Annotated in this window: 9 protein-coding genes; 8 read left to right on the top strand and 1 reads right to left on the bottom strand. The window is 46.0% G+C overall.

What is annotated here, in order from left to right; all coding sequences use genetic code 11:
* Together AC1VOR_RS16920 and AC1VOR_RS16915 are read left to right on the top strand one after the other, a co-directional pair.
* Entirely contained in the window at positions 1-870 is an 870-nt protein-coding gene (locus AC1VOR_RS16920) for a carbohydrate ABC transporter permease (RefSeq protein WP_482619466.1), read from the top strand.
* A 92-nt stretch (positions 871-962) separates the two neighbouring features.
* The gene (locus tag AC1VOR_RS16915; RefSeq protein ID WP_482619465.1) at positions 963-2,663 is read left to right on the top strand and encodes a type 2 periplasmic-binding domain-containing protein; all 1,701 of its coding nucleotides are present in this window, start codon (positions 963-965) and stop codon (positions 2,661-2,663) included.
* A 137-nt stretch (positions 2,664-2,800) separates the two neighbouring features.
* On the opposite strand, the gene AC1VOR_RS16910 is transcribed toward AC1VOR_RS16915, so the two are convergent.
* Entirely contained in the window at positions 2,801-3,703 is a 903-nt protein-coding gene (locus AC1VOR_RS16910; RefSeq protein WP_482619463.1) for an ArsR/SmtB family transcription factor, read from the bottom strand.
* 151 nt (positions 3,704-3,854) lie between these two features.
* On the opposite strand from AC1VOR_RS16910, the gene arfA reads away from it, so the two are divergent.
* From arfA to AC1VOR_RS16880, 6 genes are all read left to right on the top strand, one after another.
* Positions 3,855-5,381, top strand: a complete 1,527-nt coding sequence (gene arfA, locus AC1VOR_RS16905) for an arabinosylfuranosidase ArfA (protein ID WP_482619461.1) — start codon at positions 3,855-3,857, stop codon at positions 5,379-5,381.
* 126 nt (positions 5,382-5,507) lie between these two features.
* Positions 5,508-7,520 (top strand): beta-galactosidase, encoded by a 2,013-nt coding sequence (locus AC1VOR_RS16900; protein WP_482619459.1) that lies wholly within the window; start codon positions 5,508-5,510, stop codon positions 7,518-7,520.
* Positions 7,521-7,531: 11 nt separating this feature from the next.
* Positions 7,532-8,494 carry a glycoside hydrolase family 43 protein gene (locus tag AC1VOR_RS16895; RefSeq protein ID WP_482619458.1) on the top strand — a complete coding sequence of 321 codons (963 nt, stop codon included), beginning with the start codon at positions 7,532-7,534 and terminating at the stop codon, positions 8,492-8,494.
* A gap of 113 nt (positions 8,495-8,607) precedes the next feature.
* The gene (locus AC1VOR_RS16890) at positions 8,608-9,549 is read left to right on the top strand and encodes a family 43 glycosylhydrolase (protein ID WP_482619456.1); all 942 of its coding nucleotides are present in this window, start codon (positions 8,608-8,610) and stop codon (positions 9,547-9,549) included.
* 163 nt (positions 9,550-9,712) lie between these two features.
* Positions 9,713-12,103 (top strand): alpha-L-arabinofuranosidase C-terminal domain-containing protein, encoded by a 2,391-nt coding sequence (locus AC1VOR_RS16885; protein ID WP_482619454.1) that lies wholly within the window; start codon positions 9,713-9,715, stop codon positions 12,101-12,103.
* 21 nt (positions 12,104-12,124) lie between these two features.
* Positions 12,125-13,939, top strand: coding sequence for a glycoside hydrolase family 43 protein (locus AC1VOR_RS16880; protein ID WP_482619452.1), 1,815 nt, complete (start codon positions 12,125-12,127; stop codon positions 13,937-13,939).
* The last annotated feature ends 145 nt before the right edge of the window (positions 13,940-14,084 follow it).

The following is a 14,084-nucleotide window of genomic DNA, read 5'->3' as shown; positions in this document are numbered from 1 at the left end:
TTGTACTACAAGACTAAAGGATACAAAGTCTTCTCTGTCATTAACCATTTATTCTTGATTGCCGTTGCGCTGTCTTGCTTCTTACCATTATTGCACTTGCTAGCGCAGTCATTCAGCAGCAAGGCTGCGGTCAATGGGAATCTCGTTGCATTCTGGCCTGTAGAATTTAATTTAGATGCCTATACTAGCACATTACGCAATTCCAATTATGTAGGCTCCATGATTATTTCTATTACAAGAACAGTTGTAGGCACCCTGATTAGCATGACTGTTATCACCTTATCGGGGTTTGCCATGTCGAAGGATTTTCGAGGACGAACGCCTTTAATGTGGTACTTTGTTTTTACCATGTTGTTCTCGGGTGGTTTGATCCCGTCGTATATCCTTATTTCTAGTTTGGGGTTGAGAGATACATTATGGGTACTGGTGCTACCTGGAGCGTTCGGGGCATTCAACTTGATATTGATTATGAACTTCTTTAAAACCATCCCGAAAAGCCTTGAAGAAGCTGCCAATATTGATGGCGCCTCTTTTTTCGAAACCTTTTTCAAGATTTACTTGCCGTTGTCACTTCCGGGATTAGCTACTGTTGGTCTATTTATTATGGTAGGGCACTGGAATTCTTGGTTTGACGGTCTGCTTTATATGTCTGACACCAGTAGATACCCATTAGCTTCCTTTATTCAAACTGTTGTGGTACAGAATGCAGATCAGAATGTAGCGCTCAGCAAAGCTGAAGCTGATAGATTAGCACAGCAAAGTATCAAGGCAGCGCAAATTTTTATTAGTATTTTACCGATAATCTTGGTCTATCCTTTCTTGCAACGTTTTTTTGTCAAAGGGATTGTTCTTGGTGCTGTCAAGGAGTAACGCTCAATTATATTCTGCTTTCTGATGCTTCCGGGCATTGGCCTATTAGCATAAAGTTGCATAATTAAATTTTATAAAAAGGGGAAGATCAAATGAGAAAAGTAGGAGCTATTCTAAGCGTTGCTGTTTTGGTTGCCGGGGTTCTATCAGGCTGCGGTTGGGGGAACAAAGAAAAAAATGCGGAGCCATCACCGGTTCCGGGTGCAACGGGCGCTGCCGAACTGAAAGATGGAAAATATGATCCGCCCATCACGATTACCATCGGCAAACAAGCAGATGAAAATGCTGGTAATTATATGCCTGGGGAAAGCTTGAACGACAACGTTCTGACCCGTTGGGGGGAGGAGAATCTTGGGATTAAGATTGAGACAAGCCTGCTAGGAGGGGATGGCAACGGTTATAACACTAAGCTGCGCCTTGCGCTTACAACCGCTGATCCATTACCGGACGTATTTCCGGTGTACGATTCGACGATCGCAAGAGAGTTGATTGAATCTGGAAGGGTCCGTGATGTAACAGCAGATATAAAAAATTATATGCCTGAACGCCTTAAAGAGAATTATAAGCAATATCCAATGACATTCAATCCGGTTGTGAAGGATGGAAAGGTTTATGGCATGGCAATTTCGCCAAATCTGGTCGAAGGCCAGGTTATGCTCATCCGTCAAGATTGGCTTGATAGACTAAATCTGAAAGCGCCTACAACTATCGAAGAATTTGAAACGGTCATTGCTGCCTTTACGAATGATGACCCGGATGGCAATAACAAGAAGGATACGTACGGATTTACCTTCTCCGGTAAAGACACCTACAATACAGGCTGGGTTAGCGATCCGGTGATGATCTTCAGTGCTTTTACAGGTAAAAACCTTCCTGGCCAATGGTACAACGACAACGGCAATTTGTCTTACGGTTCCATCGCACCTGGCAACAAAGAGGCGCTTGCCAAGCTTCACGACTGGTACACGAAAGGCTACTTGAACAAGGAATTGGCCACGAAAGCGGCGTGGGATGCCATTGCCGACTTTACGGAAGGCAAAGCCGGTATTATTGTTGGACGGCCGTGGCTCTACGGTTCAATCAAGGATGTTGAAAAGAATATACAAGGAGCCAAGGTTGCCACATATCCAACGATCAATGCCATAGATGGTGGACCGACTTACCAAATGGCACAGCTCTACGATGGTGTGTTCATGTTTGATAAAGATTTCGACAATATGGAAGCGTTTTTTCTGTACTATGATAAGCTTTACGACGTTGCGTACGGTACTGGGGATTTTCAATATGGTTATTTCCAAGGCTATGACTATGACATTGTTGACGGGAAAGTCACTTATGAGCCTACAGAGTTCAATAAGCCGTTGAAGTTGGTTCAAGGAGTGGGGAAAATGTCATTTACAAAAAATATGCCTGTTGTGGATCCGGCAGGGAAATCTTATTATGATTTGGCTAATGGTGCAAAGCCTGACAATGGGGTATTAGTTCGTTCGAACGGTGCCGATCAAACCATGAAAGACGGTTTCGTCATCTCCTATGAGAATCGGGATTCTCTGCTGCCAAATGCCTTCAATGGACCGCCAACAAAAACGATGCAGACCCGGTGGGAGCAATTGTCCACAATGGAGAGAGAGACATATACCAAGATTATTTATGGTAAAGAATCACCGGATGCATTTGATGATTTTGTAAAACAATGGAACGAAAAAGGCGGAGCTGAAATTACTAAAGAAGTGAATGAATGGTATACGTCAGCCAGCCAAGTGGATGTTATGAGTTCTATGGGACTCAAGTAAACGTTGGAGAATGTTAGGCAGCTGCTTTTGTATGAGAGTCAAACTAAGGTGGGACTGTCTAAATAGATAGTTCCACCTTTTGATATGGGGCTTGTAGAGTCCCGATCATGATGAGCAATGCTCTCTGTCAGATGACTTCATTCATAATATACTCGTATAAAAATATCTTGATCATAGTTGCCAAAGCCCCGACCGAATACTGTTAATCCGCCCCGTCTGCGTCCGGCGGGTTCCGCCGTGATCCGTAGGCGCCACTGGCTGCTCTGCCAGTCGATATTTTGGAGTGTGACAGTCGAAATTTGCTGCCCATCCATAAACGTTCCAAGAGAGTTAATCCGCAAAACCTTGAGCATGCCGTACTGATTCACATCAGAGCACCACCAGGTAGGTGTCAGTCGACCCCGTGTTTTGCCGAAATCGCCTGGACTGGTCCAGATACCGACAGCTTTGCCATTCAGCGCAAAAGACAAATCAGATGGCCATTTCTCATTGAAGTAGGGAGCTTCCGAACCAAGCTCCAGCGAAATTTCAATTTCTTTCATCACCTGATCGCCGTAGAGATAATTCGGCAAAGTGTATTCCACATACCCTTTGCCAAACCAGAAAATGCCGGCATGTACATGCTCTGGGTCAGCAAAAAAACGAGGATCGTCGTAGAAGCCAATCAAATGCTCGATCGTGGCGATGCCACAGGTAGATGAAACTGAAAAATCGGTGTAATGACCGATTGGAATGGACATCTCTACCACTTTGCGGGCGATATCCTGAGTGCCGGAGAGTTTAATCTGCAGGAAATGCACAGACAGCGAACAATACTTGAATGTTGCCCCATCAATTCTGCGCATTCGCGAACTAACCAGTCCTGCTTTTTGCAATTTACTGACATGAGAGCTGACAATTGCGCTGCTGAGCTCCAACTCCGTGGCCAGTTCTTTAATATGCATTTCCCTTCCATCAAGCAACTCAATAATCTGTAGTCGGACTTTGCTGGCCAACGCCTCGTATACAGGAAGGGACTCTTTATTCGTTGTTAAGTGCATCTGTACATTCGCCTCGTTTTCAGTATTTAGAATTAATAATTATATTAATTCTAAAAATTGAAGTTGTCAAATATAAGTCTTATATATAAGATTTAGTTGCAGACAAAGGGTATATGGATTAATGAAAAAACTAATTCAAGGAGGAAATAACATGTCTATTAAAGCATCGATGATTGTGGACAAGGATTTTGTACTGGCTGAGGTCGATAAGCGAATTTACGGTTCGTTCATTGAACATCTGGGCCGGGCGGTATACGGTGGACTTTATGATCCGGGCCATGCTACTGCGGACGCAAACGGGTTCCGTGGCGATGTTCTCGAAGCAGTACGCAAACTGAATGTACCGATAATTCGTTACCCAGGCGGAAATTTCGTCTCTGGGTATAATTGGGAGGATGGTGTAGGTCCGAAAAGCGAACGAAAACGCACGTTAGACTTGGCCTGGCAGACGACGGAAACCAATGAGTTTGGCACCAATGAGTTTGCCGAATGGTCCAAACTGGCGGGGGCCGAAGTTATGATGGCTGTAAATCTTGGGACTCGTGGAATTGATGCGGCGCGCAATCTGGTCGAGTATTGCAATCATCCGGGCGGCTCCTACTGGAGCGACTTGCGAATTGCCCACGGCTACAAAGATCCGCATGCTTTCAAAACCTGGTGTCTGGGCAATGAAATGGACGGACCATGGCAAATCGGAAGCAAAACCGCTGTCGAGTATGGTCGACTTGCCAATGAAACAGCAAAAGTAATGCGCTGTATCGATCCTAACCTGGAACTGACAGCTTGTGGCAGCTCATGGAGTGGAATGGATACCTTTGCCGAATGGGAAGCGACCGTACTGGATCTGTGTTACGAGAATGTCGATTTGCTGTCTCTGCATACCTATTATAACAATCACGATGAGAATACGCCTAACTATCTGGCCCGTTCAATGGATTTAGATCATTTTATCGACAGCGTCGCCTCAATCTGCGATTATGTTCAGGCGAAAAAGAAAAGCCGGAAACGGCTGTACCTCTCCCTAGATGAATGGAATGTATGGAAAACCCAGAACACCGGTCGGTCGAAAGAACGTTGGCAGGTAGGGTTACCCGAATTTGAAGAAGTATATAACCTGGAGGATGCATTAGTTGTGGGGTGCTGTTTAATAACACTGCTCAAACATGCCGATCGGGTGAAAGTTGCTTGTCTGGCTCAGCTTGTAAATGCTATCGCGCCAATTGCTACCGATAATGGTGGTGCCATGTGGCTGCAGACGACTTATTATCCTTATCTTCATGCTTCGCTTCACGGCCGGGGAACCGTGTTGCACCCGATGTTAAAATCACCGAAATATGATTCCAAGGATTTCACGGATATTCCTTATCTCGAAGCGGTCGCGGTATACAATGAAGAAGCTGAAGAGATCACGGTATTTGCTGTCAATCGTCATCTGGAAGAAAGCCTTGAACTGAACGCTGATTTGCGCAGCTTTGGCAATATTCAAGTATTGGAACATATCGTTATGACGCATGATGATGTTAAAGCCTGCAATACTAAGGAAAATCCGTGTAAGGTTCAACCACATCTTCAAGCGGTAAGAGGTGTGGAAGCAGGTAGCGGCAAGCTGGAACTGAAACTGGCTAAAGCGTCGTGGAATGTAATTCGGTTAAAAGTTAACGTTTCAAATAAAGGATGAAGATGCTATTAAAAATAAAGATTTTGTATGATATATGGATTGAATTGGGGAATTAAGTCGAGACGGGGATTTTAAAATAAAATGCATTTGATCAATTATTTTGTTAAGGCAAAGGGGAGAGGAAACATGAAGAAATTGCTTTATGGTGTGGCTTATTACGATGAATATATGCTTTATGAGCGGCTGGAAGAAGATATTCGGATGATGAAGGCGGCTGGCATTAATTTGGTCCGAATTGCGGAATCGACCTGGAGCACACATGAGCCCCAGAATGGTATTTTTGATTTTACCAGTGTGGACCGCGTGCTAGATGCCATGCACAAAGCCGATATCCAAGTCATTGTTGGAACACCGACCTATGCTGTTCCCACTTGGATGGTCAAAGAGCACCCAGATGTGCTGGCGGAGACGCCCCGCGGCCCTGGGCGTTATGGTGCACGGCAGATTATGGATATTACCAATCCTACTTATCTTTTCTATGCAGAGCGAATCATCCGCCGGTTGATTGCGCATGTCTGTAAGCATCCTGCTGTAATCGGCTATCAAGTGGATAATGAAACGAAGCATTATGGAACCTGCGGAAGCAATGTTCAACTCAGGTTTGTAAAATATATGAAAGAGAAATTTGGTACCGTCGAAAATGTAAACGATGAATTTGGTCTCAGCTATTGGAGCAACCGAATTAACAGCTGGGAGGACTTTCCTTCGGTTGTAGGCACGATTAACGGCAGCCTGGGGGCGGAATTCGCCCGATTTCAGCGCAAACTGGTCACTGACTTCCTTGCCTGGCAATCATCTATCGTTAATGACTACAAAGGTACCGACCAGTTTGTTACGCATAATTTCGATTTTGCCTGGAAAGGCCATTCCTTCGGCGTGCAGTCCGATGTGAATCATTTCGAGGCGGCCAAAGCGTTGGATATTGCCGGTGTTGATATTTATCATCCTTCTCGTGATGAGTTGACAGGAAAGGAAATTTCGTTTGGAGGCGACTCTACACGTTCGCTGAAAGGGAAAAATTATTTTGTACTCGAGACTCAAGCCCAAGCTTTTCCAGAATGGACTCCCTATCCGGGTCAACTTCGCTTGCAGGCCTTCAGCCACTTGGCTTCCGGTGCAGATATGGTTGAATACTGGCATTGGCACTCCATTCACAATTCTGCTGAAACCTACTGGAAGGGCTTGCTCAGTCATGATATGGGCACTAATCCAACCTATGAAGAAGCCATGACGATTGGTAAAGATTTTGCGCGACTGGCACCCAAATTAATCCACTTACAAAAAAACAATGAAGCTGCAATCCTTGTAAGCAACGAAGCGCTGACCGCTATGGAATGGTTTAAACTGCCGGGCGGCAAGGTGGACTACAATGACATGGTTCGCTTAATGTATGACCGGTTGTACGAGATGAATATCGGCTGCGATCTGTTGCATCCCGGTTCGATAGGTGATTTTGCAAAGTACAAGCTTATTCTAGTACCAGCGCTGTATGCCGCCTCGGATGAGCTGCTCGAAGCGTTAAACCAATATGTTGAAAATGGGGGACATGTTGTTTATACCTTCAAAAGCGGCTTTGCCAATGAACATGTTCAGGTCCGTAACACGATGCAACCTGGAATTATTGGGACAGCATGCGGCATCAATTACAGCCAATTCGTTACTCCAAATTCAGTCTTGCTCAAAGGCGATCCTTTTGCTGTGGGGGAAGAGAATAATATTGTGAGTACTTGGATGGAGCTAATCACTCCGACTACTGCCGAGGTACTGGCTTGGTACGATCATCCGCATTGGGGAACTTTTGCAGCCATCACCGAAAATGATTACGGAAAAGGCACAGCAATCTATATCGGATGTCTGATCCATCCAAAGGTGATGGGAAAAGTGATCGAGCGGGCGTGTAAGTCGGCTCAATTATGGGGACCCGATCAGGATTTGGAGTTTCCACTGAGCATCAAAACTGGCGTCAATTCATTAGGCCGGACTATCCGATATTATTTCAACTATTCGGAGAACAAGTGCTCCTTCGTATATCCTTATGGCGATAGTATCGAATTGGTGGGTGATCGATCGATTGCTTCCGGTGAAGAAATTGAACTGGACGGCTGGGGATTTGTCGTTATAGAAGAGAATGAATTATAGAGGTTGACTATATGAAACGAAAAGAGGAGGCGTCAAGTTTGGAGGCTTATCTATTTGTTCATTTCAAGGAGAAAAAGACGCCGGACGGCGAGCAAGTCTATTTTGCCCTTAGCAAAGACGGGTTTCATTGGCAGGCGGCAAACGGGGGGCAACCCATTTTGGAGAGCCATCTCGGAGAGCAAGGGGTACGGGACCATACAATCATTAGAACCAACGACGGCAAATTCGTCATTCTGGCTACGGATCTTAGTCTAGCGAACTGTCTCCATACTAAATACAAAGGCGATTGGAAGAACATCGTAGCAGGTGGCAGCAAGAGCCTGGCCTGCTGGACGTCTGACGATCTCGTGCATTGGTCGAATCAACGGCTGATTTCGTTGGGGGACGAGCGTTTAGGTTGCCTTTGGGCTCCCGATATCATCTATGATGCGGCGCAAGATGATTATGTGGTGCACTGGTCCTCTATAAATCACGAGAAAGATGCTGGCTTTATGGCGATTTTTTATTCTCGGACACGGGACTTTCTAACATTCACTAAGCCGGAGCTGCTATGTCGAAAAAGCGATAGCGGAATTATTGATTCCGCTATTTATGAGGAGAACGGAGATTATTATAGATTTTTAAAAAGCGAAATTAATCCGGCAGCAATTATTCTTGAACAAGGCAGCACGATTACTGGCAATGATTATGTCCGGGTGGAGACGTTCAGTGAAGAAATGGCGAAACTGCAGCAGGGCGTATATGAAGCCCCTACTGCGTTTAAGCTCCATAACGGAAAATGGTGCCTGATGCTGGACTTCTACGGCGTTGAAGGTGAAGGACAAGGATACATTCCTTTTATCGCCGAATCGCTGAAAAGCGGGAAATTTGTCCGCTCAGATGAAAGCTTTAGCTTTCCATATGGATTTAAACATGGAACAGTCCTTGCCATTACTGAGGAGGAATATAAGCGGATTCGTGCGGCATTTCAGTAAGTTTTAAGCTTTCCTTATAGAAGATTTCAATCAGGAATTTGTCCAGAAAACTGCTTTAATTCACCTATGGTCAGGAAGCAATATCATTTTTAATGAAAGGAGTGTCTCCGAAGATGAATTCTTCTCTTACAAACGGTCTTATCTGGAAAGACATCAGCGGCCAACCTATCCACGCACACGGAGGTCATATTCAATTTTTTAATGGTTTTTATTATTGGTATGGAGAAGATAGGCGGGATGAATATTATGTAAGCTGTTACCGGTCAGAGGATTTGTTCAACTGGGAATTTCGTGGCCCTATTTTGACAACTTCTACGCCGAGTTCGGAAATTCGGGTTAGAACAAACTTGCAATTAAAAAACAGCGATGGCAGCAAGGTGAATTTGGAGCGACCTAAAGTCTTATATAATATGGCAACAGGCAAATTTGTTTTGTGGGCTCATTTTGAAAACGGAAAGAATTACAATGCTGCGGCATGTGCGATCGCCACATCAGATGCTCCGGATAGCGGTTTTGTCTATCACGGCAGCTTTAATCCATTTGGTCATATGTCACGCGATTGTACCCTTTTTCAAGATGATGATGGAAAGGCTTATTTCATTTCTGCCGCCAGGGACAATGCCGATCTGCATATGTATCGACTGACAGAGGATTACTTAAATGTGGAGTGTCTTGTTCACCAATTATGGCAAGGGGAGTATCGTGAGGCCCCCGCTGTGTTTAAACGGAATGAAAAATATTATATACTGTCATCCTTTTGTACGGGATGGGACCCGAATCAGGGGAAATACGCGATGGCAAACTCTATGGAAGGTCCTTGGGGAATGCTGAGGGACTTTGGAGATGAAACGACATACCGTACTCAACCTGCATTTGTTTTAAAAAGGGCCGAGCAGGAATACATTTATTTCGGCGACCGCTGGAACGGTAACGATTATTTCAGTTCTAGCTACGTCGCGCTGCCAATTGAATTTTATGAGGACAAGCCGGTACTAAATAGTTACTCCCAACTACAAATGAATCGTGATAAAAATTCAATAATCTTTGTGCCATAGTGGTATTACCTCCTCAAGTTAGACAGTGAGAATACCTTTGGGGCGGGGCTGCAAACTGACGACACTATCTTGGCGTCAGTTTGCTTTATTATGTTGTAGTCGCTATTTGTTATAAAACCGGATTTCAATAACTATCGAAACATTTATGGAGGGAAGTAGAGACATGACTATTAATTCAAAGCTGAATGTGTATTTGCATAAGCCCAAGACCAAGCTAGGAGACTTATTCGGCATTTTCTTTGAAGATATAAATCATGCAGCAGACGGGGGCCTTTACGCCGAGCTGGTCCAAAACCGCTCCTTTGAATTTGACCCGATTGACCGTCATGATTACCACTCGCTAACTGCTTGGGAGAAGGTTGAGCGCGAGGGTGGACGTTCTACTCTGAGTATTGGGAGCGAATTTCCACTTCATCCGGAAAATCCCCATTATGCAGTGATTGAGATTTTGGAGACAGGAGGGGGAGTCGGACTATCTAATACGGGTTTCAATTCAGGTATCGCGGTCAAGGAAGGAGAGAATTACCTCTTCTCCGTATATATGCGGCGCAGCGACAGCTTTGGTACACCTGTGCACGTTCTAATTGAAGACAGGAATGGAGCCTTAAAGGCGTCGACAGAATTAATGGTAGATTCAACAGAATGGAAGAAATACGAAGCGGTACTTACGGCGAACTCTACCGATCACTCCGGCAGATTGGTGATTCTGACCGGCGGCGCAGGCAGGCTGGAGCTTGATATGGTGTCGCTGTTCCCCGAGAAGACCTATCTTGGCCGCCACAATGGATTGCGGGAGGATATTGCCGTCCTGCTGGCCGATATGAAACCCAAATTCATGCGTTTCCCTGGCGGTTGTCTTGTACATGACGGTTCCTTAAACCCAGAAGATCGGAATTCGATGTATCGCTGGAAGAAGACAATAGGAGAGGTAACCTCACGCCCAGCAAGACGCAATAACTGGGGCTATAATCAAACGCTCGGCCTTGGCTATTATGAATTCTTCCAGTTCTGCGAGGACATCGGTGCTAAAGCCATTCCTGTATTACCCGGCGGCTACGATCCTCACCATGGGCGTATCGTTCCCCTTGAAGAGTTGGGACCCTGGATTCAGGATGCACTCGATCTGATTGAATTTGCAAGAGGAGATGCTTCAACCAAGTGGGGGGCGGTCCGCAACTCGCTTGGTCATTCTGAGCCCTTCGGTCTGGATTATATTGCGATTGGCAACGAAGAGGTCGGAGAACCATTCTTCGAGCGTTATCCGCATTTCCATAAAGCGATTAAGGAACGTTATCCGGATATGCAGGTAATTAATAGCAGCGGACCTTTCGCGGCAGGCGGGGAATACGAACGGGGATGGGCTTCTGCAAGGGAGAATGGCTCGGATCTGGTGGATGAGCATTATTACCAGTCGCCGGAGTGGTTTCTTGCGAACATGGATCGTTACGATCTATTCAAGACAGAGGAGCCTAAGGTATTTCTTGGCGAATACGCTTCTTGGGGGAATACCTATTACAATGCCTTGGTAGAGGCTGCGTTCATGACTCGGTTAGAACAGAATGCCCATGCCATTGGTCTGGCCTGCTATGCGCCAATGTTGTGCAATGTCGACTATGTCAACTGGAAGCCGAATATGATCTGGTTCGATAACCATCAGGTCTTCGGTACACCGAATTACTATGTCCAGAAGCTGTTCATGAACCATCAGGGAGACAGACTGCTACATATTGAGAGCGAGAATCTGCCGGAGCAGCCAAAGGCAATTCAACAACCAATTAAAGGGAGCATTGTGCTGGCTGCCGAGCAGACGGCTGTTACCTACCGGAACATTACGCTGACAAATAATCTTACAGGAGAGCGAAGAGTAACAGAAGAGCCCGTTGAATTGACGGATACGGAAGCTGCAGTGAGTAAGGAAGAGGGGCTCCGCTCCTTTCTGTTGGGAGATATAGAGTGGAGTGACTATACGCTTAAACTAACTGCCAGAAGAAATGGAGGAACGCGCGGATTTCTGATTTATTTCGGCATGCAAGATAGAACGAACCGGTTAATCTGGGAACTTGGCGGCTGGCAGAATCAGGATAGTACCTTGAGCGCGATCACTCGCGGCCGAGGCTCATGCCTGACCCAGAGCCTGTTCGTTGTTGATAGCGATACCGACTATGAGCTGGAACTGCATGTTTCGGGCCGTAAGATTAGCGCCTTTGTAAATGGTATTATGATCAACCGGGCAGAAGACCGCTTACCGGAGATTCAGCCCCTGTATTATACGGCAAGTGTGGAGGACACTTCCGGAGATGTGATCGTCAAGGCGGTGAATGTGCTGGATACGCCGCTGCCAGTCCGGATTGAGCTGAAGGAACTGCGCGCCGCTTCATATAAAGCAGAAATACATGAAATGTCGGGAGTAGAACTGGAAGCCGAGAATAGCTTTGCTGCTCCGCTGAAGGTCAGCCCTTCCACTCGGGAAATAACCTTCGAAGGCAATAGCCTCGATTACGACTTCTCGGGCCATTCCGTTACCGTGTTTAGAATTCATCCTCAACATTCATAATTCCCCTAAGGAGGTTTTAATGTGTCTCAGTCTGCACCAACCTACGCCGGTTATCTTTTAGTTCATTTTATTGGTGAGCAGCCGGATGGCGAACAGGTCTATTTCTCCTACAGCGAGAATGGTCTGCACTTTAAGGATTTAAATGGAGGCCTGCCTGTTTTGCGATCAGGACTAGGGGGAAAGGGGGTCAGAGATCCTTTTATCATCCGCTCTCCAAAGGAAGGCGTATTCTATCTAATTGCCACTGATCTGCGCATTGCCAGCGGCAAAGGCTGGAATGCAGCAGTTGAAGCCGGAAGCCGCGATATTATCGTCTGGAAATCTTCCGATCTTGTGAACTGGTCTGACTCTTGGGCGGCCACCGTCGGTGTAGAAGGCGCCGGATGTGTCTGGGCTCCAGAAGCGATCTACGACGAGGCTACGAATGAATTTCTTGTATTCTGGGCTTCTGCTACTCAGGAGCCGCAGGAAAACGAATGGAAGCATAAAATCTATAGCGCGCGTACCAGGGATTTTCGTGAATTTACGGCCGCAGAAACGTATATTGAGCGCAGCAACCACATCATCGATACGACAATTATTGCGGACGGCAGTACGTACTATCGGTTTTCTAAGGATGAAATGACCAAAAATATTCGGGTTGAGCAGGGAGTGTCACTGGAAAAAGAGGCCTTCAGCTTTATAAGCGCACCGGTTTTGGAAGCAATCATGGGTGTGGAGGGCCCAGAGGTTTTTAAGATGAACGACCGTGACGAATGGTGCCTGATTGTGGACCGCTATGCAGAAGGGCGGGGATACCTACCCCTGCTAACCAGCGATCTTGCAAGCGGAGATTTCCGGGTACTTGCTGAAGGGGAATTTGACTTGGGGGAAAATAAAAAACGTCACGGTGGAGTTATCCCCATTACCTCTGCAGAATGTAGTCTACTGCTGGCGGCATTCGGAGATGGCCATCAAGTGCTGCCAGGACAATTTGCCGATCCAGATCTAGTGAAGTTAGGCAGCCGCTATTATCTTTATCCTACAACAGATGGCTTTACCGGCTGGTCAGGAACGCAGTTCCATGTATTCTCGTCAGCAGATATGAAGGTTTGGCAGGATGAAGGCGTTATTCTCGATCTAGCTACCGATGATGTCCCCTGGGCTGTCGGTAACGCCTGGGCTCCGTGTATTGCCAGCAAAGACGGCCGTTATTACTATTATTTTTGCGGCAAAAAGCCGGATGGCGAGAGTGCCATTGGTGTAGCAGTTGCTGATACTCCTGTTGGCCCGTTTCGTGCGCAGCCAGAGCCGTTGATTACGATGGATCAGGTCAAACAGTTGGGACTTTGTATGGGGCAAGCTATCGACCCATCCATTTATATAGAAGATGATGGGACGGTTTATTTACTGTTTGGAAACGCTCATCCTGCAATTGTGCAACTGGGCGGGGATATGGTATCCGTTATCGAAGATACAATGAAGAATTTAGACGGGTTATATGACTTTCGCGAGGCTGTTACCGTGCTCAAAAGGGATGGGATTTACCATTTCACCTGGTCCTGCGATGACACAGGCAGCGAAGATTATCATGTAAACTATGGGACAGCAGAGGAACTGTACGGACCGGTAGCTTACCGCTATCCCATCCTTACGAAAAATAGAGACAAAAATATGCTCGGCACCGCTCATCATTCAATCATGTGTGACCCTGACACTGGAAAGTACTGGATTTCCTATCATCGATTTGTTACACCTCTAACTCGCTTCATAGATGGAAAAGGCTTTCATCGAGAAGTCTGTATTGACCCGCTGTCATTTGGAGAGGACGGACTTATGAAGAAGGTGCATTTATAGAAAGTGAATGCCTCACTATCTGTTTAGACAACCTTAAAGCCAGAGCGTATTGGCCATCATCTATGTAACAGCTCAAAGAGGCTATCCCAAATACCCCTATGATATGCTCCCATCATAGTAGACAGTAGAAAAAACAACCTCTACT

Source organism: Paenibacillus sp. 1SOY10, from assembly GCF_056836745.1.
The sequence above is the reverse complement of the archived record's forward strand: the minus strand, read 5'-3'. Positions and strand labels throughout refer to the sequence as shown.